The organism is Cupriavidus sp. F041 (genome assembly GCF_057814235.1).
In genome coordinates this window covers 2062640-2085680 of record NZ_JBVASY010000001.1, presented here as the reverse complement: position 1 = coordinate 2085680, position 23041 = coordinate 2062640, and the positions used below count along the sequence as shown (strand labels likewise).

At 60.6% G+C, this 23041-nt stretch carries 25 protein-coding genes and 2 pseudogenes; 15 read left to right on the top strand and 12 right to left on the bottom strand.

The features are described from left to right. Positions 1-30 precede the first annotated feature (30 nt). Positions 31-1770: an FAD-dependent oxidoreductase gene (locus ACZY0R_RS09490; RefSeq protein ID WP_488858129.1), complete on the top strand. Its 1740-nt coding sequence runs from the start codon at positions 31-33 to the stop codon at positions 1768-1770. A gap of 412 nt (positions 1771-2182) precedes the next feature. Beyond that, a complete protein-coding gene (locus ACZY0R_RS09485) occupies positions 2183-2554 on the top strand; it encodes a hypothetical protein (protein ID WP_488858128.1) in 372 nt (123 codons plus the stop codon). Between the two features lie 348 nt (positions 2555-2902). Here the strand turns inward: ACZY0R_RS09485 and ACZY0R_RS09480 are convergent, their stop codons facing one another. Next, a complete protein-coding gene (locus ACZY0R_RS09480) occupies positions 2903-3850 on the bottom strand; it encodes a pseudouridine-5'-phosphate glycosidase (protein WP_488859608.1) in 948 nt (315 codons plus the stop codon). Positions 3851-4052: 202 nt separating this feature from the next. On the opposite strand from ACZY0R_RS09480, the gene ACZY0R_RS09475 reads away from it, so the two are divergent. Continuing rightward, complete coding sequence (locus tag ACZY0R_RS09475) at positions 4053-4559, top strand: hypothetical protein (protein ID WP_488858127.1); 507 nt, start codon at positions 4053-4055, stop codon at positions 4557-4559. Here the strand turns inward: ACZY0R_RS09475 and ACZY0R_RS09470 are convergent. Continuing rightward, a complete protein-coding gene (locus tag ACZY0R_RS09470; protein ID WP_488858126.1) occupies positions 4556-4969 on the bottom strand; it encodes an IclR family transcriptional regulator domain-containing protein in 414 nt (137 codons plus the stop codon). The genes ACZY0R_RS09475 and ACZY0R_RS09470 overlap by 4 nt on opposite strands. Positions 4970-5511: 542 nt before the next feature. Here ACZY0R_RS09470 and ACZY0R_RS09465 point away from each other — a divergent pair. Both ACZY0R_RS09465 and ACZY0R_RS09460 read left to right on the top strand, forming a co-directional pair. Then, positions 5512-5943 carry a hypothetical protein gene (locus tag ACZY0R_RS09465; RefSeq protein ID WP_488858125.1) on the top strand — a complete coding sequence of 144 codons (432 nt, stop codon included), beginning with the start codon at positions 5512-5514 and terminating at the stop codon, positions 5941-5943. Positions 5944-5956: 13 nt separating this feature from the next. Then, complete coding sequence (locus ACZY0R_RS09460) at positions 5957-6373, top strand: glycine zipper family protein (RefSeq protein WP_488858124.1); 417 nt, start codon at positions 5957-5959, stop codon at positions 6371-6373. Between the two features lie 355 nt (positions 6374-6728). Here ACZY0R_RS09460 and ACZY0R_RS09455 read toward each other — a convergent pair whose 3' ends face one another. Further along, entirely contained in the window at positions 6729-7505 is a 777-nt protein-coding gene (locus ACZY0R_RS09455; protein ID WP_488858123.1) for a reverse transcriptase domain-containing protein, read from the bottom strand. Between the two features lie 748 nt (positions 7506-8253). Here ACZY0R_RS09455 and ACZY0R_RS09450 point away from each other — a divergent pair. From ACZY0R_RS09450 to ACZY0R_RS09440, 3 genes are all read left to right on the top strand, one after another. Beyond that, positions 8254-8526, top strand: coding sequence for a hypothetical protein (locus tag ACZY0R_RS09450; RefSeq protein ID WP_488858122.1), 273 nt, complete (start codon positions 8254-8256; stop codon positions 8524-8526). Positions 8527-9053: 527 nt separating this feature from the next. Further along, the gene (locus ACZY0R_RS09445) at positions 9054-9317 is read left to right on the top strand and encodes a hypothetical protein (RefSeq protein WP_488858121.1); all 264 of its coding nucleotides are present in this window, start codon (positions 9054-9056) and stop codon (positions 9315-9317) included. 3 nt (positions 9318-9320) lie between these two features. Continuing rightward, a complete protein-coding gene (locus ACZY0R_RS09440; protein WP_488858120.1) occupies positions 9321-9581 on the top strand; it encodes a hypothetical protein in 261 nt (86 codons plus the stop codon). 210 nt (positions 9582-9791) lie between these two features. Here ACZY0R_RS09440 and ACZY0R_RS09435 read toward each other — a convergent pair whose 3' ends face one another. From ACZY0R_RS09435 to ACZY0R_RS09420, 4 genes are all read right to left on the bottom strand, one after another. Beyond that, positions 9792-10031 (bottom strand): hypothetical protein, encoded by a 240-nt coding sequence (locus tag ACZY0R_RS09435; protein ID WP_488858119.1) that lies wholly within the window; start codon positions 10029-10031, stop codon positions 9792-9794. Positions 10032-10824: 793 nt separating this feature from the next. Next, positions 10825-11178 carry a hypothetical protein gene (locus ACZY0R_RS09430; RefSeq protein WP_488858118.1) on the bottom strand — a complete coding sequence of 118 codons (354 nt, stop codon included), beginning with the start codon at positions 11176-11178 and terminating at the stop codon, positions 10825-10827. 159 nt (positions 11179-11337) lie between these two features. Continuing rightward, positions 11338-12423, bottom strand: coding sequence for an IS630 family transposase (locus ACZY0R_RS09425; protein WP_488857529.1), 1086 nt, complete (start codon positions 12421-12423; stop codon positions 11338-11340). Between the two features lie 296 nt (positions 12424-12719). Beyond that, positions 12720-13685 carry an IS5 family transposase gene (locus ACZY0R_RS09420; RefSeq protein WP_488859606.1) on the bottom strand — a complete coding sequence of 322 codons (966 nt, stop codon included), beginning with the start codon at positions 13683-13685 and terminating at the stop codon, positions 12720-12722. A 372-nt stretch (positions 13686-14057) separates the two neighbouring features. On the opposite strand from ACZY0R_RS09420, the pseudogene ACZY0R_RS09415 reads away from it, so the two are divergent. The 4 genes and pseudogenes from ACZY0R_RS09415 to tnpC form a co-directional block, all read left to right on the top strand. Continuing rightward, a pseudogene (locus tag ACZY0R_RS09415) lies at positions 14058-14357 on the top strand (alpha/beta fold hydrolase); the annotation flags it as partial. Between the two features lie 57 nt (positions 14358-14414). Then, complete coding sequence (gene tnpA, locus ACZY0R_RS09410; RefSeq protein WP_488856667.1) at positions 14415-14888, top strand: IS66-like element accessory protein TnpA; 474 nt, start codon at positions 14415-14417, stop codon at positions 14886-14888. After that, entirely contained in the window at positions 14888-15241 is a 354-nt protein-coding gene (gene tnpB, locus ACZY0R_RS09405) for an IS66 family insertion sequence element accessory protein TnpB (protein WP_488856668.1), read from the top strand. The genes tnpA and tnpB overlap by 1 nt, the downstream gene beginning before the upstream one ends. Positions 15242-15379: 138 nt before the next feature. Further along, positions 15380-16990, top strand: coding sequence for an IS66 family transposase (gene tnpC, locus ACZY0R_RS09400; RefSeq protein ID WP_488856669.1), 1611 nt, complete (start codon positions 15380-15382; stop codon positions 16988-16990). Between the two features lie 855 nt (positions 16991-17845). Here the strand turns inward: tnpC and ACZY0R_RS09395 are convergent. Then, entirely contained in the window at positions 17846-18295 is a 450-nt protein-coding gene (locus ACZY0R_RS09395) for a hypothetical protein (protein ID WP_488858117.1), read from the bottom strand. 362 nt (positions 18296-18657) lie between these two features. On the opposite strand from ACZY0R_RS09395, the gene ACZY0R_RS09390 reads away from it, so the two are divergent. Further along, positions 18658-18975 (top strand): hypothetical protein, encoded by a 318-nt coding sequence (locus ACZY0R_RS09390; RefSeq protein WP_488858116.1) that lies wholly within the window; start codon positions 18658-18660, stop codon positions 18973-18975. Between the two features lie 190 nt (positions 18976-19165). On the opposite strand, the gene ACZY0R_RS09385 is transcribed toward ACZY0R_RS09390, so the two are convergent. The 4 genes and pseudogenes from ACZY0R_RS09385 to ACZY0R_RS09370 form a co-directional block, all read right to left on the bottom strand. After that, entirely contained in the window at positions 19166-19543 is a 378-nt protein-coding gene (locus ACZY0R_RS09385) for a hypothetical protein (protein WP_488858115.1), read from the bottom strand. A gap of 363 nt (positions 19544-19906) precedes the next feature. Further along, positions 19907-20224, bottom strand: a complete 318-nt coding sequence (locus ACZY0R_RS09380) for a hypothetical protein (RefSeq protein ID WP_488858114.1) — start codon at positions 20222-20224, stop codon at positions 19907-19909. 137 nt (positions 20225-20361) lie between these two features. Continuing rightward, positions 20362-20622, bottom strand: a pseudogene (gene hfq / locus ACZY0R_RS09375) (RNA chaperone Hfq); the annotation flags it as partial. 57 nt (positions 20623-20679) lie between these two features. Then, positions 20680-20988: an acylphosphatase gene (locus ACZY0R_RS09370; protein WP_488858113.1), complete on the bottom strand. Its 309-nt coding sequence runs from the start codon at positions 20986-20988 to the stop codon at positions 20680-20682. A gap of 303 nt (positions 20989-21291) precedes the next feature. Between ACZY0R_RS09370 and ACZY0R_RS09365 the strand changes: the two genes are divergently transcribed. Beyond that, positions 21292-21435 carry a hypothetical protein gene (locus tag ACZY0R_RS09365; protein WP_488858112.1) on the top strand — a complete coding sequence of 48 codons (144 nt, stop codon included), beginning with the start codon at positions 21292-21294 and terminating at the stop codon, positions 21433-21435. An 841-nt stretch (positions 21436-22276) separates the two neighbouring features. Continuing rightward, a complete protein-coding gene (locus ACZY0R_RS09360; protein WP_488858111.1) occupies positions 22277-22642 on the top strand; it encodes a DUF3562 domain-containing protein in 366 nt (121 codons plus the stop codon). The last annotated feature ends 399 nt before the right edge of the window (positions 22643-23041 follow it).

Here is a 23041-nt window from a genome sequence, read left to right as displayed (position 1 = left end):
TGCCAACCGGTTTCGACAAGGAGATTCGCGATGGATCGACCTTCCAAATCCGACAACGCGCAGGCCTGCCAACCTTCGGGACCGGCGGACGATGTCATCGACGAGGACCCGAGTGTGCGCGATCATCCGCGCCGCGCACAGATGTTTCCGGTACTCACTGAAGACGAAATCGACCGGTTGCGCCGCTTCGGCAGCCCGTGCCACTACGCGAAAGGCGAATATCTCTACAGCTTCGGCAACACTTGCCCGGGCGTATTCGTGATCTTGTCCGGCACGGTGCGGATCGTGGCGCCCGAGGGGCTGAGCGCGAAGCGGATCATCCACACCTACAGGCAGCGCGGCGAATTTACGTCCGATATCACCCAGCTTTCGAACAAGCCCGCGGTGGTCGATGCCCACGTCATCGACGATGTCGATGCCCTGTTGCTGCGCCCCGAAGAACTCAGCGCCGCGATGGTCAGCGAGGCCGACCTGGGCGAGAAGATCATGCGGGCGCTGATACTGCGGCGCGCCCTGGCCATGGAACGCGGCCGCGGTATCGTCATCGTCGGCCCGGCTGGCGACGCCCGGCTCGTCGAGCTCCAGAATTTCTTGCGTCGCAACGGGTTTCCAAACATGATCATCGACGCGGAGCAGGACGCCGACGCCATTGCCCTGTTGCAGCAGCTCACGCCGCAGCCCGACGACCTCCCGCTGGTGGTCTGTCCGGAAGGCACCGTGCTGCGCAACCCCGACGTGGAGCAGCTTGCCTCCTGTCTGGGGCTGGTTCCCGAATTCGATCCGGCACGCGTCTACGACGTGGCGATCATCGGCGCCGGACCGGCGGGGCTTGCGGCGGCCGTCTACGCCGCGTCCGATGGCCTGTCAGTGGCGGTATTCGACTGCCGCGCACCCGGCGGGCAGGCCGGCACCAGTTCCCGCATCGAGAACTATCTGGGCTTTCCCACCGGCATTTCAGGGCATGAGCTGGCGAGCCGCGCATTCATCCAGGCCCAGAAGTTCGGCGTGCACATCGGTATCCCCTGCGAAGTCACTGCGCTGCACTGCGACAGCCATCCGAGCGTGGTCGAACTGGCCGGCAACCGTCGAATCACCGCGCGCACCGTCGTCGTCGCCAGCGGCGCCGAGTATCGACGCCCCGACATCGACAATCTTGAGCGCTTCGAGCGTCGCGGCGTCTACTACTGGGCGACGCCGGTCGAGGCGCGGCTGTGCAGCAAGCAGTCCGTGGTGCTGGTGGGCAGCGGCAATTCCGCGGGCCAGGCGGTCGTCTTCCTGGCGTCACAGGTCGACCACCTGCATATGTTCATCCGCGGTGCCAGCCTTGCCGACAGCATGTCGCGTTACCTGATCGAACGCATTCACTCGCTCGCCAACGTGACACTGCATACGCGGGTCGAGCTCCGCGCGCTCGAAGGCGGCGCACGCCTGGAGCGTGTCCACTATCGAGGGGCCGGCGGCATCGAAGGCAGCTTGACGACGCATCATCTGTTCGTCTTTATCGGTGCCCAGCCGAATACCTCCTGGCTGCAGCAATGCCGCGTGGCGTGCGACGCCAAGGGCTTCGTGTTGACCGGTGCCGACCTAGGGGACGCTTTCGTGCCGTTGCTGCCCTTCCAGACCAGCGTCGAAGGCGTGTTCGCGATCGGCGACGTTCGGTCGGGATCGACGAAACGCGTGGCGTCGGCCGTGGGCGAAGGCGCTGGCGTCGTCGCGCAGATCCATCATTTCCTTTCGCTCGTACGTTTCGAGAATTCAGCGCACGTCTGAGACTCCCTTGCGCAGCGGCAGATCATTGGCTGTCCGGCGGCATGGCCAGGCGCGCGATTGTATTGGACCCGTAGCTTCTTTTCCTGGACGAGCCGGCTTCGAGGCTCGATCCGCCAGCAGCCATCGAATTCGCCGAACTGATGCTGGTACTGCGCAACCTGCCAGGGCCAGTGATCATAGTTCTGTGGCTCTGACTTTGGCGGATTCCGGAGAATTCGCATGAAACGGAGTCGAGCGAGGCAGGTAAAACCGACCGTGCCGCCGTTGCCAGGGGTGGCCGGCTGGCCATCGAGCGACCGAGTCACGATCAGCAACGCATTGTCGGAGAGATAGACCTAGTCGCCAATGGCCTGGAGCAGGCGATGCGCCACTTTTCTGGGTTCCCACAGAAGACCGTCGCGCAGATAGAGAGGTGCGCAAGCTGGTTCGTGCCGCAGGCGGACACAATGGGACAGTCGCGCATGTCAATTCGCTGCGGGGAGCCTGTCTGGTACAAGGAATTCTCATTGCAAGGATGGCGGCCCAGTACTGGCCCGATGCAGCCATCACTGAAGCCCATCCGAAAGCTCTTCTGAAGGTATGCGAGGCGGCAAGTAAGTTTGCCAAGCGCCCCGATCTATCAGGCGCGGTTGAACACATAAGGGACGCAGCGCTGGCTGCGTTTGCTGCGCATGCATTTGCTATTTCATCCGACGGCTGGCACGATCTCGCGCTGTCCGAATCCTCGCCATTTTTTCCGACGGGCGCACCCGTCCACTACTGGTTTCCACAGCAACAACTCTGATCGTACCTCGCGTCGCTCGCCATTCCCTGTCTCAGTTCGCACTCAAAAACATGAAGGTCTCGGTCACCAGCCCCAAGAGCCATTTTCAATCGACGACCGGAATGGCCGATCAAGCGACGATCGTCGCCTTGAGCCGGATGACCGCTGACCATCCCTCACCGGCCGGTCGGCGAGCAGAGGCTAGATGGCGGCTAGTCGGCCATTGCGGCCATTTGGCAAACAGCGCTTCAAAAGCAGAGCAGGTCGAGCGACGGCAGGTTGCGTCGAACAGCGAGGCTCACGGCCCTCGGCCAGGAGCGCTCGTTGCAAGCTGACGCGAAGTCTGATGGAGAGCAGACGCTTCGGCGGCTACGATGGGCCCGCACCGCGTTCCACATGTGCCAACGCAAGCGAAAGTCTTGCCCCCACCTCGGCGTTGTGTTTCACGAGTGCGATGTTCGTGGCCAAGCTGCGTCCACTCGTCAGCGCTTTGATGCGAGCCAGTAGAAAGGGGGTCAAGGCCTTGCCTGTGATTCCTTGCGCTTTGGCCTCGGCGAGCGCCTGCTGAGTCAGCGCGCCGATCTCCTCGGACGCCATCGCGGCCGCTTCTGGCACCGGGGCGCTTAACACCACGCCGCCCGCAAGGCCCAAGTCCCACTTGGTGCAGATGAAGCGCGCCTGCTCCGCCGCGTCGTCCAGCCTGAAGTCCGCGCGAAAGCCGCTATCGCGCGTGTAGAACGCCGCGAAATTGTCTTGCTCGCAACTGAGCACCGGCACGCCATGCGTTTCCAGGTATTCCAGCGTAAGCCCGATATCCAAGATGGACTTCGCGCCAGCACAGACCACCGCTACCGAGGTTTTCGCCAGTTCCTGCAGGTCGGCCGAAATGTCGAAGGTCTCCTGCGCGCCACGGTGCACGCCGCCAATGCCGCCAGTGACGAAGACCTCAATGCCGGCCAGAGCGGCACATATCATCGTGCCAGCCACCGTCGTGGCGCCGAGTCCTCCGCGGGCCAGCACGGCCGGCAGGTCGCGGCGGCTGACCTTGTGAGCCTGGTCCGAGCGGCCGAGCAGGTCCAGTTCGTCGTCCGAAAGGCCGATGCGGATTCGCCCACCGATCAGCGCGATAGTCGCAGGCTCGGCTCCCAAGTCGCGGATCAAGGCCTCCACTTCGCGCGCAGTGCGAACGTTCTCTGGGTAGGGCATGCCGTGAGCAATGATGGTCGATTCCAGCGCCACGAGCGGGCGGCCGGCGGCCTGTGCAGCGGCCACAGGCGCGCTGTAGGCCAACCAAGAGTGGGCAAGGTCAGAAAACATGTCGATGCTGTCGGTGGCGTGATTCACCTGAGTGTGCAGCACAAGGCTGGTCCACGGCTTGAGGCGCAAGTGCGGGGAGCAGTCCAATGTCCCATGGTACAGCGAACTGGGTTCGCACGGCTGACACTGGTACCGGATCCGCGACCTGGTGGCTGACGGAGTATGACCCAAAGGACGGGATCGCCTTCGTTACGTCACTGGCATGGACTACGACGAATGGGGGACGACCTCGTTCTATGAGTTACTTAAGCTATGGATGACCTTCGCGGTTGATCCTCGGCGCAATGTGTGGCGTGTGCAAACCGCCGAGCCGGGCATCGGTACGCGCCTGCGCAGGTTGCTGGTAGCGATGCTCAAGCACTGGCGCGCACACTTCGAGCAATACGAGATCCTGTTTTCCGGTTCCCGCCGGCAGCCGGCGCAGCGCGCCAGCGAGGGCACGCCGTTCGGCCGTACGGATGTGGCGACGCGCGCCTACCAGCTCTATCAAACCGCGGTACGCGATTTCTTCGAGACGCTGCCGCGCTATCCGATGCCGCTCAAGCTCGCCACTGACAGCATCGTCGCGGCAATCCATGGCGCCGTGGAGGTGCCCATTCACCTCGAGACCATGAATTGGTCGGCCGGGGAGAAACTGGCAACCGCGATCGCGGATGCCTTCATGCTTGCCTGGACCACGGTGGCCAGCGAACCAGCCGAGCCTGCCTAACGCCGGCCTAATGATGCATTAGACGCATCAGGCGCGCGCATGCTAGCGCCTCTCTCCGCAGCAATGGTGAAGTGCGCGATGGCGGGATCCAGCCCCGCGGCATCATCGGGCCAGCGATTGCCGCCGGCGACTTGCAAGCCGGCAATCAGCGTCTGGCGGGACGTGGCATCCAGTGCCGCCATATAGGCGCGGCCCAGCGCCGAACTCGCAAGGCCGAGCCGGCCGCCATTGCCGATGCGCATCACGATGGCGGCCGACATCGGCCGCGCACTCTCGATCAGCACCATCTCCGGCCGATCGCGCATGCCCAGTTGCATGCTGACACCGACCTGCTCGGCAAAGCGATGCATATGCGGCCTGGCCAGCGCACGAAAATCCATTCGGCCCAGGAAGGCCGTTGCGAGGGCCATCACGCCGGGGCCGAGCTCGAGGCGGTTCTTGCTTCCCGCCCACTTGAAAATTGCATCTGTGATGCAATGAGATACCAAACGGCAACCTAGATCGACGACCGGTATCCTTCTTCCATTTGGGGTGATTCAACAAAGCTATTGGGGCGAGCGACAAAACGTGCGACCAGTCTTGAGCCAGCATCACGGCCAGAAACAAGCGTTCCGAAAGGATCATTCGAGATACTTCTTCATCCGTTGATATTTCATGAAAGCATGATAGGGAGTCGGGGACTGGTTGATGGAATAAATCCGACCTGTCAGCCGTTTACAAGATAACTGCGCGGAGCCCCGTCAGGCCAGGCGCGGCCGAGTGTCGTGCCGGTAATAGCTGCAACGCCACATTTTCCGGGGCTCCATGGCCGGCACCGGATGCGTCAATTTGGTATTCAATACAAGCGGAGATATGTGCACGGGGTATCTAAACAACCTAAACGATACAGGGGGGACGGTCCGGCGCGGCTCCGAGTGATCCGGCCGTCAGGCAGCAAAGCAGGGGACACATCATGAACGGGCGCAGGCTTTGCAAGATCGCCCTGGCATTCGTGGCAGCGGTGACGATGGTCGCCGGCGGTCCGACGCTGGCGGGCGGTCGCGGCGGCGATCGTGGTGGCGGCGGTGGCATGCACGGCGACGGCTTTCACGGTCACGATGGCTTCCACCATGACGGTTTTCACCATGGGCACGGGCACGTCGCCTTCGTGGTAGGCGGCGGCTGGCCGGGCTGGTGGGGATATCCATACGACGGCTGGCCATACCCCAATGTCGACCCCGGTTACTACGCGCCCGCGGTGCAATACATCGAGCAAGGCGATGGGTCGGACGGTGCGTCGGCGAACGCGTGGTGGTACCACTGCGACCAGCCCAGTGGCTATTACCCGTACATCAAGGACTGTCCGGGCGGCTGGCAAACGGTGCCGGCCCAGCCGTCGCCGTAATGCCGAGGTATTGATGAAGACGCATTCCGTTCTCCTCCTGATGGCGGCCGCGCTCGTTATGGGCGCCTGTACGGCAATGCCGTCGGGCCCTAGCGTGATGGTGCTCCCGGGCAGTAACAAGACGTTCGACCAGTTTCTCGGTGATGACCACAACTGCCGCCAGTTCGCGCTGGGCCAGGCCGGCGGCGTGAGCTCACATCAAGCCTCCAACACGGCGGCGGTGAGCAGTTCGGCGGTCGGTGCCAGCAATTCAAGCGACTCAGGATACAGTGCGCAGCACCAATACGACGCTGCCTACATTCAGTGCATGTACGCCAGCGGACACCGGGTCCCGGTCTACGGCCAGATGCTTGCGGCGCCGCCCGCGACACCACCTGCCAACTACAAGCCCTACTCTCAGCCGCCGGCACCACAAGGGTACGTCCCCTGAGCGTTCTGGCGAATCTTCAAAGCAATTGACGCAAGGGACCGTTGCAAGATCGGCGCAACGGCGACTGCCGCCGGTTGGGTCAGGTTGACCGCTTTGGCCGATGAACCGCCGTTGGCCGACAAGGCGGCGGACGGCTCTTCCAGGCCGCTCCGGGCATTCGTGCGCGCAGCGCCGGCGGCAGAAACCGGTGGAGTAGAGATGTGGCGCGGTGACGGTAGGTCCAGGCATCGATGTTTCCGCCCCTTTCGTTTGGCGGTGCCCTAGTAGCCTGACCATGACTCCGTTTCCACATCCCCCTCATCGAACCGGACATGCAGATCTCCCGCATCCGGCTCTCGGACAAGACTTCACGGCTTCACACACGCCAGGCCGCACCCCCGCGCGCGCTCAGACGTACGAGCCCGAAGTGCCCATAAAGGTGCGGAAGTGGATAGCTTCCGCCCCTGCGTCGTCTGACCTTGTGCTTGTTGCGCAGCCACCGGCGCAACCGCGTCGCGGCGTAGCTGTCGAGCGCCCGGTATGCGCGACTGACCGTTCCTACTTTGAAGTAGTTAGCCCAGCCGCGCAGCATGCGGTTCAACTTGCCCACCATCGCCGTGGTCTCTTGGCATCCCGTCTTCAGGGCGGTCAGCGCGTGGACCTTCTCGACCATGCGCCGGATACTCTTCTTCGATGGCCGCATCCCCATGCGGGGCTGGCCGGTCTTCGCCGAGTAAATCCGCCCAAACGTGTATCCCAGGAAGTCGAACTCGCCTTCCGGAACCCGACAGATTCGTGTCTTCTCCTCGTTGACCGTGAGCTTCCGTTTCCCCATGATCGCGCGCATCGCCAATAGGGCTTCATCAGCCTTACCGCGTTTACACAGGATCACGAGGTCGTCCGCGTATGTCACGATCCGACTACCAAGGCTGTGCTCCAACCCAAGTTTCCTCCACGCCAGCACGAATCGACGCATGTACAGATTCGATAAGAGTGGCGAGATGGGCGAGCCCTGTGGGATGCCGCAGCCAGCGTCCTTGGCCTCCGTCGTCCGCTTCTTCCGTCCGCGCGGACCGGCTTCCTCGACAGCGCATTCCAGCCACATCTTGATCAGATGCTTACCCGAAGGCTTCAGCCACTTCGTTACCTCCATAGCTGCTCCGGTTGCTTCCGGCTGGAGCGGTTGCCGGGTGGGGCTTTCACCCACTGGAAAAGCGCCGCCTTTGCACGGCGCACGCCAGGAGCGGACGTTGTACGAATTCCGTGGGTAGAGGGAGATCTTTATGAACCCTGCCGCTATGGTTATTCACCTTGATCAGCCGTTTGCGCAATTCCGGTCTGGCGAGTTCTCCGCCAAGGAGGTCGTTATTGCTGGACTCGAGTGGTCATCGGATTACTGGTCAGCACTTGCTGTCGGATGGATTGAGCAGGGCTTTCCAATTGATGACGAAGTGGCTGGTCTCCTACTGACACTATCGCGTCATCGCGCTCTCTCGCAGCCACTCAGGCATAGGGCATTCGCACTCGCCCAGAGGTGGAAGAAAGCAGCAGAGGCAACCGATTCTAACGAACCATGCACACGTCCTCTAGCACGGGAGTTATAGTTTCCTTGTCGTGCGCGCGATCCGCCGTGCCCATCGCTTCCTTGGCGCGCGCCTCGGCACAGGCGCGGATTTTTGCCGTCCGTCGCGTGCAGCGGGGATACGGATTGCTGGTAGCACTCCGCGTGTCGCCTCATGTATTCGTTCCCTTGCCACCAGTCCCGATGCTTGATAGCCCGATGGGCGACACGGCGCGCTATGATGCGTTTCCGCCGCATCGGCAACAGGCGCAGCACGGCCTCGCGCCACGGCCCGGTTTTCTGTTGCGGATCGACCCGATCAATGAAGAAGGAATGCGTCATGGCGCTCGAAAAACCTGCATTGCACTCTGTCTGGCAAAGCGACCAGGGAGACAAATTCATCGTCCTCGACGTGTTTGACCCAGCAGAAGACGACGAGATGGGCGAGGACGACTATCTGCCCGGCTACTACCTCGTTACGTTTGTTGACTACGACGAGCGCAACGAGGCCGACCCCATTGGGGAGGAATTCGACAACGAGCAATGGATGGCGTTGGTTACGTCGCTCGATCTCAAACAGAGTGGCGTGGAGCCCGGTGATTGCGCAATTTAAGCAATGTAGAACCAGCACCGACGTCGATCTTGCCTGCTCCCTGTCACTGTGACAAAGAAGAACGACTACTATTGGCAGTGGCTGCAGTCGACAGCATGATTTTCGGTGCGTCGGTCGGCACCTTTGTGCTCGTTTCCGCAGCGAATCACCCTAACGCCACATCCTTTACTCCCAGCGATCCCAGGACTCCACGTCCCACCACAGGAGCGTAAGGAAATGTATCCAGCATTGCGAGGTTGGGCGTCTCGATAGAAAGTGTGTTGGCTTTTCCATGATGCAGCCGCCGGCTGTAAAGCAAGCACTCCCATCCCCTTCGCCGGAGACGAAGATGCTCAGCCCACATGAAATCGCCGCCTTGATGATTCTCAATAGTGCAAACGAGAATCTCTATTTGAACCTCGCTGACCTCAAGACGCTTGAGCGTCAGCGGCTTGTACAACGGCATCGAACGGTACAAGACCCCAGACAAGTCCGCCTCACGAACGACGGGCGCTACTTGCGTACCCCTCCTTCCCCTGGAGACTAACATGCCATCCGAACCCGCTGACTGCCCGCTGTGCAAATCGCCTGCCGAGCGAGCGCCCCTCCGGTCACACGACGGCTATTCGTATGTCTGCCCCTCTTGTGGGTCGTACCATATTGGCGGCCTCGCCTTTGGTAAGGCCACGCGCGGCCACCTACCCGCCCATGTCCATGTCGACGTGCGTCGTCTGCAAGCCGAAGGGGATCTTCCGCGCATCGAATTCAACGCGCCCGATTTCGTGGTCAAGCCGGCCCACGGGAAGCAATAAGCCATGACGACCTACCGTCCCACGACCATCTTCCTAGAATCCCACTTCCTTCCAGGTGATACGGCCGAGCTGCGGCTGCCCTGCGACACTATATTAGTGTCGGACGACGCGGTGACCGTGCAAGGCGTCGAGACACGCCATCTCCAGGCGATGGTCTGGATGGCCGAATATCTGTCTTTCGAGCAGGACGGCCAGCACCACCGGTTCCGGATCGCTCACCCCTATTTAAAGCCGCCGCTGCAGGCTCGCTTCCCCCGGGTCTGATGCGCCATGTATCCCCGAGACATTCGGCGCGCCTGGGCGTGTGGGCTCGACGAGCCCGAGCCACGGCGGGCTGACCGCGGTACCCACCGGAGCATCCTGCTCGGCATGCGGTCAGGTTCGGCAGTACCCGCCACTTGCCCGCAAGGACGCTGGGAATAGCTGCGTGACAGCCACACAGCGCATTTGTGGATATCCGCGAAAGCCGGAGGCTTACTCGGCAGTCACATAGACCAGAACTGCCAGGTCCGCGCCGACTACGTTGGTCTGGATCGTCGGACTCAGGCTCAGTTCCTTTACCAGCCAAGGCTTGCCGGCAGCGTCCGGCAGGCGAATGACCACGCCAATAGCGAGATGCGGGATGGGCGCGTCTGCGGTCAGGTCAGCCACGAGAACGGGGGCGCCCGCGGGCGTGGCGTTGGTTACATCAATGAAGGTGTATTTGAAAGCCATAGCATCTCCGAGGGAGGATCTGCGACCGCGGGCTTAGACTGAGCCACTCCGACTTCATCTTGAAGCAGCTTCTCACAACGAATGGCTGCAATAAGTGACACTTCAAATTCACCGCCGTCGCTGGAAACTAAGACTGCCGTTGTGGGGGCTCCGCGGTAGTGGGAGTCGACCCGCTTACCGGCCGTTGGCGCGATGCTCGCCGATCCAGCGCTCACCCGTCTCGTCTTTGGGGAACTGGATCGGAGCATCGCCACTATTTCATAAGGGAAATCGCAATGGCGATCACCCCAATTGCCGCGAGGGTAACAATCACAAAGAGCAGCATGGGCTTGTCCGAACTGGGTAGTCCAGTATCCTTCGAGCCATGCGCAAATGCTATCGGGTGCGCACTGATTTCATGCCGGATTTCGTCCTACAGGCCGTTCGTCATTGCGAGACGCCATGACAGCGAGACGGGGGTGCGTCTATCGCCTCGGGACTTGCGCGTAGGCCGCGCGCGGCCAGCCTGAGCCCTTTCGCCCCGCCGCTCCCCCAGGTACCGGTGAGGCCGCCTTTCGCGCGCAAAATCACGGACCCATCCCGCGCGCTTTCACTGCCACGCATCAGCCATATTCCTATGGGATCGCTGGCACACGTGCCAGGATCCAGAGAGGGCGCGCAGCTTCATGCGGCCCTACCCGGCGGAGAGGACGGATGCAGAGCGTGCGCTGCAGATCCTTCAAAGTGAAGGCGTGACATTCTCCCAACAATGCCTCGTACCGGCGCTTTCACTCCCCTCGGATGCAGGCGCGCACTAAGCTCCCTGCCTCAGAGGAGCCAACTGCAGTCGACCGGGAAAGCGGGCATCGAAATCCTGGGGAGAAATATCGCTCAGATGCGAACATGCCTCGCCCGGCAGCGCAATGCTCAGCTCTGTATGCCACAGGACCACACCGGCAAGCCGAACGATTCGAACGCGCTTCTCTCTTGGAACCGGATATGCGGAGACGTGTCCCGGGAGCGCAACCAATGAAACGCGCCGCCGCACCTCGTGGCTGAGCCAACCCGAGGCGTCGCGCCGAACCAACGCCATTGCCGTCACGTGGCGATGCAAATAGACCGCCCGCGAGACGAGTGAAAACAGGATGAACACCGCGACCCAAAGCATAATGAAGCTCCGTTATGGCGCCGCTACTTTTTTGATGCCTGGCGGCTCGCCAACTCGCAGATTGTGACAACTAGTGATCTTTCCTCATATCCGGCTTTCTACCGGGTCGGATTGAGCCGATTCACGGCTTTGCCGCCATAAGCTGCCAAAGCACGTATGCTAGTGTAGTGTTGCATTCTGTTTGGAACTTAAGCGGCGGTTGGCGCGAATGACCTTCTGCAGGATGTCGCGAGCGCTCTTGGTCCAGATGAACGGCTTGGGGTTGGTGTTGTGGTGAGCGATGTACTCGTTAATGGCGGCGACCAGTTCCGGCACGCTGGTGAATACGCCGCGGCGAAGTCGCTCGGTTGTGATGTCGCGAAAGAACCGCTCGACCATGTTCAGCCATGATGCCGAGGTGGGCGTGAAGTGCATGTTGAATCGCGGATGCTTGGCCAGCCAGTCCTGCACCGCAGGATGCTTGTGCGTGGCGTAGTTGTCGGCGATCAGATGCAGCGTTTTGTCCTTGGGCGTCTCGCGGTCGATCTTGCGCAGGAACGTCAACCACTCGGTATGGCGGTGGCGCTGCTGGCACTGGGCGATGACCTGGCCATCGAGCACGTTGAGCGCGGCAAACAGCGTGGTCGTGCCGTTGCGCTTGTAGTCGTGAGTCATGGTGGCCGCGCGCCCATTCTTCAGCGGCAGCCCGGGCTGTGTGCGATCCAGCGCCTGCACCTGGCTCTTCTCATCGCAGCACAGCACAAGCGCGTGCTCGGGTGGCGACATGTAGAGGCCCACGATGTCTTCAAGCTTCTCGACGAACTTCGGATCGCGCGAGACCTTGAAGCCGCGCACGATGTGCGGCTTCAACCCGTGGGCGTGCCAATGGCGCATGACGGTGCTGGCGCTCACGCCCAACTCGGCGGCCATCTTGCGCGTGCTCCAGTGCGTGGCCGCTTCGGGCTGGCTCTGGGTGGTCAGCGTCACGAGGCGAGAGACGTCCACCTTGACCGGCGGCGCGCCACGTGGACGGTCGCGCTCAATGCCCGCCAGCCGCGATTGGGCATAGCGCTCGCGCCAGCGCGAGACCTGCACCCGGCCCACGCTCAGTTGCGCGGCAATGTCCTTGCTCTGCATCCCCTCAGCCGCAAGCAGCACGATGTGCGCACGCTGTACCAGCCTCACACTGGTCAGCTTCGAACGAACCAGTCTCGTCAATTCGGCGCGCTCTTCGTCGGTCAGCACAATCTCAGGGGCAACTCGCATTCACTCTCTCCACTCTGCCTCATAGTGGAACCTTGGAGGCATGCGAATATTATACGTTCATTCAAGAGTGCAACACTACACTAGTCCCGGTACCAGTAGCCATGCCGCAATCGCAAGGTAGTACCGCGCCGCTCCATCCCCCGTTAGGGATGGTGTTCAAAACGACGTCAGCAGGTTCGTGCTGACAGTGTAAGCGTGACAAGATGAATTTGATGAGCGCTTCTGCCAGAATTCGGCACTGCCTTCGGCATCATCACCGGCGTTGTCGCCCGTGTTTCGCGTCGTCGAAGGCGCACTCATCCTTTGGCGCCCGGCTGCAGTCGATGGCGCATCATCCACAGATTGCTCAAGGCAAACAGCGTCTGCAGTTGCAGCGTGTTCTTCATCAAGTCACGGTAGCGCACCTTCATGTGGCCGAACTGGCGCTTGATGATGCGAAACGGGTGCTCCACCTTGGCGCGGATGCGGGCTTTGACGCGCTCAACGTTGTCGCGCAGCTTGCCCCTCGGTGTGCCCTTGTCCAAAGCGCGCCGATTGCCTGGGCGCATTGCGACGTGCCAGTTGACCGCGATGTCTTGGGTCTCGCTACGCTTTTCAATACCTTGGTAACCAGCATCACCGAACACATCGCTCTCCTCGCCATGCAGCAAGGCATGAGCTTGCGTGACATCCTTGACATTGGCTGCTGTGCCCACGACGGTGTGCACCAGCCCCGATTCGGCATCCACACCAATATGCGCCTTCATGCCGAAATGCCACTGGTTGCCTCTCTTGGCCTGGTGCATCTCAGGGTCACGCTCGCCGTCCTTGTTCTTGGTCGAACTCGGCGCGACAATCAACGTGGCATCAACCACCGTGCCTTCCCTGAGCAGGAAGCCTTTGGCATTGAGCTGCGCGTTGACCGTCTTGAGAAACTGCTCGGCAAGCTGGTGTCGCTCGAGCAGATGCCGAAAGCGCAGGATGCTAACGCGGTCAGGCAGGCGGCTCATGCCGCCCAGGCCAGCGAATTCGCGGTACAGCGGCGTGTCGTACAACGCTTCTTCCATCGCCACGTCGCTCAGACCGAACCATTGCTGCATCAGGTGAATACGCAGCATCGCTGCGAGGGGAAACGGCCGGCGGCCCGTTGCCTTAGTCGGGGCGTGCGGCGCAATCAGCGTCAGAAACTCATCCCAAGGTACCACGCGCTCTATCTCATCGAGAAACACGCGCTTGCGCGTGCGGCGGTTGCTCAGGTCCAGGCCAAGGTCAGTTTGTTTCATGCACTTATTGTCGCTGGAAAAACCCGTCATGAGTGCCCGGTCCGCGGCGAGTTTTGAACACCATCCTTAAGCGTTCGACCATCTGGTCATAGACGAAGGAGAACGAAGTCAAGTGCTGGCCTCTATAGAAATCAGTCAGCACCTCTTTGAATATCGCAATCCAGTACGGTGTCACTCGGCCATCGTTGCTTTTTACCCGCTGCAGCTTCCCTGCTTGCAATTTTTCCCTTGGCCTACCGACCTTTCTTCGATTTGTGTCGACGCGTCGTACACCTGGTGCACCTCGAAGCCGATACAGCGGCATAATGCTTCTTCTCCCGCCGCCGAACCATATCCGCGAATGGATGAGTTCACGTATCTCGGACTTTCGCACGTCTTGCCGTGGATTTCTCCGGGCACGGAGAGAGTTCGGCGCAAACACCCAACTCCCTGAGTAAACGCTACGCTGAGGCAATTGCAGTATTGCAGTACCTTGATGAAGTCGAGCCGCGCGCTGTTGCCGGCATCAGCATGAGCGGCGAAATCGCAGTGCGCCTTGCCGCTGACCCTAACAATCGCATCGGGCGACTGGTCACATTGGTCGGCGCCGCCTACAATTCAGCCGCTTTCGAGGTTCCCTTCGGGCCAGCCTTCACCAAGATACTCCGTAAGCGCGATTTTCTCCGCACGTAGCGTTGACGCCCCGAAAGGCGCAGGATTGTGCCCACGATTTTTTCGTGGGCACAATTCATGGACGATAGCGATTTTGACTTCCTGCCGCTGCGAGTGACCAATGTCGGCGCCAACGGGAAACGCAGCTACGACAGGCAGGGCAAGCGAAGATTGATCGAGGCTTGCCTTGAACCCGGCGTATCGGTTGCCAGCATGGCGATCCGAGCCCGGGTGAACACGAACCAATTGTGGCGCTGGGTCAAGCAGTACAAAGCAGAAAGACAAGGTGGTATTGACATGGATAGCGCCGTCGAAGGCGCGCCATCGGCCTTCGTTCCGGTAGTAGAGGTTCGCGGCGTACCTCCTCAAGCCCAGCGGTCACGGCCGGCATCGCCGGAATCGACATCTGTTCCCGTGCCGCAATCTTCATCTTCGCCACAATTGGCACGCCTGTCGGCACGGCTGCCAAACGGCGTAACCATCGAGCTCGAATGCACACCGAAAGATGGGACGCTCGTGAAGGCGATGATCGCGGCGCTGGGGGACACCTGATGTTCCGCCTCGACGCTGACCTGCGGGTCTATCTGCACCGCGAGCCTATCGACTTCCGGGCCGGCCTGAACAGTCTGGTGACGTTGGTCGAGCAGTCGATGCAACTCGATCCGTTCGCCCGGGCCGTCTTCGCGTTCCATAACCGCGGCCGCAATCGGGTCAAGCTTCTGCTCTATGACCGCTCCGGATTCTGGCTCCTGATGAAGCGTTTGGAAGCAGACCACTTCGCCTGGCCACGCCGCCAGCAGGCGGTGATGGAACTCACCACCGAGCAACTGCACTGGCTGCTTGAAGGTATCGACATCGAAGCCGTTCGCCGACACCCTTCGCGGCGCTACCGGCACGCGAGCTGAGTCAGCGTGAGGGAGGCCAGGGTGCGGGCTCTGGCCATAGGCTTCGCGAGGCGGCTGCTCGCCAGGGGATTGGCCGATACCATTGATATGGATTCGACGTAAACCTGTTGGCGATGCGATTGCACTATCGTGAATGGCATGCCTGCACATGACCTCATCCCTGATCTGCCGCCTGACGTCCAGGCCTATATCCGAGAACTCGAGAAGAAGAATCTGGATCTCGAGTCGCTAGCCCAGCAACTCTCGCAGCGTATCGAGCAGCTCGAAGAGCAGTTCCGCCTCGCGCAGCTCAAACGCTACGCGCCGAGCAGCGAGAAGCTCAAGGATCGGGTGTTTGACGAAGCCGAGCAGATCGCCGCGACAGAACCTGCTGGCGACGATCCCGATGACGCGTTCACGCTGCCCGATACGGGACTTCCGGAAGTCGATGAGTCTGCACACCGCAAGCGGGGACGCAAGCCGCTGCCGGCGTCGTTGCCGCGCCAGCGCATCGAGTACGACCTGCCCGAGGAACAGAAAATCTGTCCATGCTGCCAGAGCCCGCTGCATCGCATGGGCGAGGAGACGAGCGAGCAGTTGCACATCGAGGTAAAGGCCTCGGTGTTGCAGCACGTACGGTTCAAATACGCGTGCCGCCATTGCGAGCGCAACGCGGAGCGCACGCCGATCGTGGTCGCGCCGATGCCAGTACAACCGCTGCCAGGTAGCAACGCGAGTCCGGCGATGATCGCGACGGTGACGACCGGCAAGTACGTGGATGGCACGCCGCTATACCGGATGGAAGACGCGCTGGCCCGTGCGGGCATTCCGGCGGGCCGCGGCACGCTGGCGAACTGGATCATCAGGCCTGCCGAACTGCACTACAGCCGGTTGTACGAGGCGATGCGCCAGACGCTGCTGTCGCAGCCGCTGATCCACGGCGACGAGACGACGGTGCAAGTGCTCAAGGAAGAAGGCAAGACCGCGCAGAGCAAGAGTTACATGTGGCTCTACAGAAGCGCACAGGACTGCGAACAGCCTGTGGTGCTGTTCGACTACCAGCCGGGGCGTGGTCAGCAATATCCGCAGGCGTTTCTCGCCGGCTACGAAGGCATGCTGATGACCGACGGCTACAGCGCCTGGCGCACGCTCAAAGCCGTCACGCACTTCGGGTGTCTTGCACATTCGAGACGACTGTTCGTCGACGCGCACAAGGGCCAGAAGAAGCCCGGCGGTCGCGCACAGCAGGCGCTCGAGTACTTCAAGGCGCTGTATCAGGTCGAGACACTTGCTCGCAGAGAACTGCCAGAGGGCGAGACACGGGCCGGCTACACCTACCGACTGCGGCAGGAACACAGCGTACCGCTACTGGAGGCGCTCAGGAAATGGCTGGACGAACTGGCACCGCAGGTTCTGCCTGAAAGCCTGCTGGGCAAGGCGATCAGCTACACGCGCAATCAGTGGGAATACCTCAGCCGCTATGTTATCGATGGGCGTGCACCCCTCGATAACAACGTGATAGAGCGCGACGTGAGACCCTTTGCAACCGCGCGAAAGGCATGGCTCTTTGCAGACACGGTTGCCGGTGCGAAGGCGAGCGCGACGATCTACAGCCTGATGCTCACGTGCCGCGCCTGCAACGTCGAGCCGTATGCGTATCTGCTTCACGTTCTCACCGAGCTGCCGCAGCGTGCGGCGGACGCCGACATCAGCGACCTGCTGCCGTTCAACTACGCCAGCCAGCAGAGCGCAATGACGAACCCCGGTTGATGACATGACAGGGCGCCGGCACTGCCCCGGCGCGCGATTCCTGGTACCTCCATCGGACATTGCCGATCCTGCTCGAGCGTCGCAATAGGGCCGAGCCCGCCTGTTCGCCGAGAACGACTCTCAATACAGTGTGCTGAATTGCGCGGTTACGATACTCCGCACGCCGCAAAGCTGGCAGCGCTCGGTTGTCTTCGCCCAGATAGCGTCGTTTCCTGGCCGCTTAACGGTGGTCCGCGCTACCGAGGACACCGTCGTTCCGGCCACCATCGGTGAGCTGCTCATTGCGAACGCCAGACGCGCGGAGCACGCGGAAATTGTAGACATCCTCGATACAGACCACGCTCTCGGCTTGGCCGTGCGTGCACAGCCGGGGCTAATCGACCGCCTCGGAATTGTCATCTGTCGCGCCATCCTTACCTAACAGCGCGGCAAATGACTACTGTGGCTTGTCGCCACGCGCAGGCCGATATCGTTTTATCGGATGACGAGACTGGTGGGGCTAGCGTTGCGGTTGCAACGAAAGCGCGAAACTCCGCCTTAGTCGTTGTCTTCCCCGTGGTGTCCGTGGTGCCCATGGTACCCATGGTGCCGGTAGCCCCAGTACCCGTACGGACCATAATATCCACCATAGTTCCCGCCATCGTATGGCACCACGACGCAACCGCCGAGCAGCGTGGATGCGGCAATTAGCAATGCGAGAAAGGCATTCATGGCGCTTCCCATTCTTGACAAATGCGGAGAGGCCAGGCTGGCCTTCCAGCTAACTGGCACTCTCCAAAAAGCTCCTGCACTCGAGTTTCGTCGCGATGGCCTTTGCCTTGGCAACGTACCCCCCGTCCGCTCGATGGGAGCAGCTTACTGCTTCTTCGTCTTGTCTACATTGGCGCTGGCTGCAGCCTTCGCTGCGTCGGCCTGCGCCTCCGGCTTCGGAACATCCACCTTGGCCTTCGTCTTGTCGGCATCATTCTTTACTTCAGCCTTCGCCTTACCAGCCTCGGTATTGGCGGCCCCCATCTTGCTCGCCTTGTGGTGCGTGCCCTTGGCGACGGACTTATTGGCGTCAGCTTTTACGTCAGCCTTCTCCTTGCCGGCGCTGGCTTGAGCCTTTGCTTCATCGCCCTGCGCGCTGACACTCTTCTTGTCCTTGTCGGTTTTTGCCTGCGTGGCGCTCTTTTCCTTGACGACCTTTACCTGGTCTTTCGTCGCCTCTGCTTGCAGCTGAGTCGCGGAAGCTGGCACACCAGTCTGCGCGAAAACCGTACCGACGAGGGCTGCTGAGGCGAGAGCAGTGAACAGCTTCTTCATGACGTGAACTCCTGAGGAATTTTTAGCAGCTCGGCAATGCGCCGTGCTTACAGGCAAGAACGGTACTGTCCCGAGCCGAGTTGACTCGAAACTCGTGACAATCCGTAAGTTCTGAAACAGGCAAGCTTGACTCGCAAGCGTGGCCGAATGTGCCCCCACTATCAGCGCGGGTCTTCGTCCTTTCGGACGTACTCCGACCCCGGTCCCACGCCGAAGATGCGCGCTGTGTTGTAGCCCGTCCAATCCGGCTGGACACCAAGCGCCCCACATCGCGTTACAGAAAGTAACCGCTGTGCGAGTCCGCTAATACACCATTGAGCCATGCCGACCTAGAGTCTCTGTAAGAGGAAACGGAGTAAACCATGCGAAGGGTCGCAGCACTTTTGATACTGGCCGGGGCGACCGGCCTTGCCTCGAACGTTGCTCAAGCGCGGGTGGACGTAGGTATCGGCATCGGCATCCCATTGCCAGCGGTTGTCGCCCCGCCCCCTGTCTACTACGAGCCTGCGCCGGTGGTGGTCGAGCCTCCGCCCGTGGTAGTTTCCCCGGGCTACTATTACGACGACTGGCGGGCCCGTGCCTGGCGGGAGCGTGCGTGGCGGGAGCAGCGCTGGCGCGAACGCGAGTGGCGCGAGCGCCGACGCGAATGGCGACGCTGGCATGACGACTACGATGACTAAGATGGGTGGGCGCTATGCTGGTGGGTAACAGCCGGAACGCCAAGGCGTTCGTCATCACTCATCGAATTCACAGGTAACGCTATGAGGCCGTGCCGTGCGACCGAGGCAGACCTTCGTGATGTGGAGGCATTGCTTCGGTCGTGCTCGCTGTCCGTTGGCGGAATACATAGCGAAGCGGTGTAATTTCATGTCAGCCGAGACCGGACTGGCCTCCTTGGGTGCACCGTATCGAAGAACTTGGCGGCAAGGTTGGCCTGCTACAACGGGGCGCCGTGGCCGAACGGGCGAGACGTGCAGGTCTGGCCGCTCTTCTGGTTTCCGCACTGGTGGCCGATGTACGTTCGCGCGGTATCGGGTATTTACCGATATGCCTGAAACTGTACAGGCGTTGGGCACAATCCAGCGCCGCAGTACCAATGTAACTGCCTCGCTCAGCTTGAATCAGCGGCTTGAATGACGAGACGCCTGCAATGCTTTGACCGATATCCCTCTGGTTGTAGGGACGTCGCATCAGAACCGTTCCGTCGGGTCGCACCAACGTGATGGAGCCGTGGTCGCCAAGAGTCATCCCATCAAACAGGCGGTGGAAGTAGTTCAGCCGAAGTGTCCCAACAACGGTGCCGGCAAATTGGCCGTGGCTATCCGTCAGCCGTCGGCTTAGTCCAATCGTCTTCGTTAGATGCGGTGAGAACGGTTTGCTGATGAAGAGGCTGGCATCGGCCGACCGCTGTTGAACTGTGAAGTAATCACGGTCACTGAGGTTGAGCTTTCTCGGCGGAACCGAGCGAGAATCAATGACGACCTCGCCCGCCGTGTTAGAAGCCCGGCAGATGCAATCCTCGTCCCCCGGGGCGTTTTCCCTGTTCGCCGACCGTTCTGTTGAGGCGTTACCAGCGCACTCACCAAACCTCCATCTGCGACCAAAAGAACCTCAGTAATCGCATCTCTCTTTAGCCAGCGACTCCGTCGTGAAACCGTGGCTCACGCGCAACTGATGCTCGACCGCAATTACCTGGTCTTGGCACGCGAACAACAAATCGTCCTTGAACTTCTGCGAAGCGCCGTTGATGCGTTGAGCTTCATAGGAAGTCTGCCTCGCGCGACAACGAAGATACAACAGCGTCGCCTTGGGAGCCAGTTTAAGTTCCGCCTTGTCCAGAGGCTTACATTCGACATAGGACTGGGCGAAGGTGCCGTGGCTCGCTAGCAATGCCAAGGAAAGCAAAAATGAAGAAAGAATATGCGACATGAACGTGTAACACTTGGGCTGCCGGTCGAAAATACCCGCCTTCGCAGGCTGCAAAGTGCAAAAGGGAGCTACTCGTTTCCGCTATCGCCCTCCGTGACACGTCGCTTTCGCGTGACAACAACATCTTCCTTCGACTCACCGCCGAAGTTCGTTCGCCCTTCGGAGCGGGTGCCCGAACCTGGCTGACGGACGCCGCTCGGCACCTGGATGGTCGAAATTGCGCTCTTATAGACAATTTGCATACCGCTTGGCCCGCTGAGCATCACCACGAACTGGTCGAATGACGCGATTGAGCCGGTCAGCTTGATTCCGTTGACTAAGTACACTTCGACACGCTTCCGCTCTTTGCGTGCTGTGTTCAAGAAATCGTTTTGCGGATTAGTGGGGATAGGTTGCATTGCTTAGCTCAGATTGAGACCAGCTGCCATTATTGCTGAAATGAACGCCTGCTATGCTCACAGGGTAGGCAAGAGTTCGAAACGGTCGAGCCTTGGAAACGGAGGCTCTACCTCCGTCACCTTAATGTCGCCGACGAGCGCGGCCGCATAGCCATCGCGCATCCAATCGCACATCTCTGCGAGCACCGCTGGTGAGCCCTGCAACATTGCCTCGACCGACTCGTCCATGCGGTTCCGAACCCAACCGGTGATGCCCAACGCCCGTGCGCCGTGTATGCACGCCTCGCGATAACCGATGCCTTGCACTCGACCACTCACCCGCACTAGCCACGTCTCCAAGGCGCTGCATTCATCGACTGATTTCACGCTCGCTCTCCGCTTATGCCGGATGCGCCCGACGCATATGAGCGCCGTGCCGCCATTACTAGGAATGAACACAATCGCCTGCGGCGCGGTGGCCCGCTCGGTTCGTGTCCTGACGGCAAGCTACGCTTGCCCCTCCCTCTATGGCGAGGTCCATATTAATCATATAGGGGCCACGGCTGTGGGAGATGATACCTATCGCGACCCGTGTATCGTGTAGCCGACTCGTGGGTGCGCCAATAGCCCCCAGAAACTCCTAGAACACAGGCAGAGTCGAAACGTCATCCATCTCACAAAGCGGATAACGTGCGCATCCAGGCTGGGCAGCCCAAGCGGGTATCGTCGATACGGGTCACGCCCCAGTCTGGCGGCAAGTGCGAGGTTGAACTGACGTTTCATGAGGGCCATGTGCTGGTGGGGCACTATTTCTCGACCAGCAGCGCGATGTAGCAGGTACTTCAATCGCGCGCCGCTTCCGGTTGCGCAGACCTACAGTTCTCGATATATTTTCTGGCACCGCGACTCCACCGACTAGGTACGCCCAAGGCCGTCTACGTCGCACACAATCGGGCCAGTGCGGTTGAACGCATCAATTCCCGGATAGAGGGGACGGTAGACCTCGACTATGAGACCGCCTGGGAAGATTCGTTCGAGCTTGGAAGGCTCGGGCAGCAATATGGCGTCCTCGGGCAGTTCCGAACCATCGAGCATGTTGCTGTGCGCTCTCCGGAAGCCCTTGTTCGCGGGCTACGAGCACCAAAACTCACATTTAGGCAGCGGCATTTGTATTGCACGTTCGAGTTCACCGCGTTACCGGAGGCCTGCCTGTGTGAACTGGAAGCACGCGCAATTCAGCACGGCTGACTATATTTTGGCGGTTCACTTGCTGAAGCACGCGACGCTCACCTGGGAGTAGTAAAGAGTTCCGCTGGGCCCACCACCAATGCGCAAGCCCCAGGCGCCTCATCAGGCTTCGAGAGGCCTTGGTTCAGCATCAAGGGGGCGCGGTCGCACGCACTGCAAAACAGAGCTGCCCTTAAGACTGGGAAGACTGGGCGCCTTGCCACCAAGCGCTAGCCATGTCTACATGTGCCGCAAGCTGCCCCCCCAAAAAAACATCTGCGGCGGGAACACACGCACGTCGGCAATTGCCCTCAAAGTTGACTAGATTGGTAATCCGTCCCTACCGGCAGCGTACCGCCGAGAGAGATGGGCTTGAGGGGACGCGAAATCACATGAGTGCTCCACGTCATATTGAATTGACGGGAGGCCAAGAAGAAAGTGGGGAACCATGAGAATAGAAAACCCAGACCATCTGGTCATGAGAATCGCGATGGAGACAGGCTTCCCCGCCGAAGTCGTCAGGGAAACCTACCTCGCAGCTTTCCTAGAACTAAGCGCCGATGCCCGGGTTCACGTCTATCTGCCTTTGTTCGCAGCAAAGCGCACAATCGCTCGGCTGCGCAACGTCAATGGCGAGTCTGGAACTCAAACACTCTCCTCCGGCTTGGCGGCACAAGAGGCCCTTCTGGACTTTCAGGTGGAAGTGACGGCTGAACTCCGTGCAAGCCGCTCCGCCGCGAGCAAGGTCAAAATAGCAAGCCAGCACTCTGCCCACAACGGCGCCGCAATGGTACCGAGCGCTATACGTGGGTAGGTTGGAACGTACTATCGCGCCTGAATCCCATGGTACCGGGCAGCAGCGCCATGGCAGCCTTTCCACTTAGCGGCCGGCAACGATTCCATAGAATGAGTCCGACCGGGGATTCAACACGATAAAAGAATTTCGTCTAGCCCAATTCTGCGCTGCTTCGAATACCTCGAGCTCTTGCTGACTCCAATCACTTCTCATTAGGGGGGCGGCGTCCTGTTCTGTTGTGGCGTACACGGCCGCCTGGTGCAGAGGCTCGCGGCTCCGCTTTCCTGGGATAGTAAATGTACGAATCGTTACGTGCATATCATTCGAAGGGATACTCGACGACAGATTATGTCGACACGCAGATGACACTACTATGAAGGCGATACCCTCGAAAGCGCTTTGGTAGCGCTTTGCCTG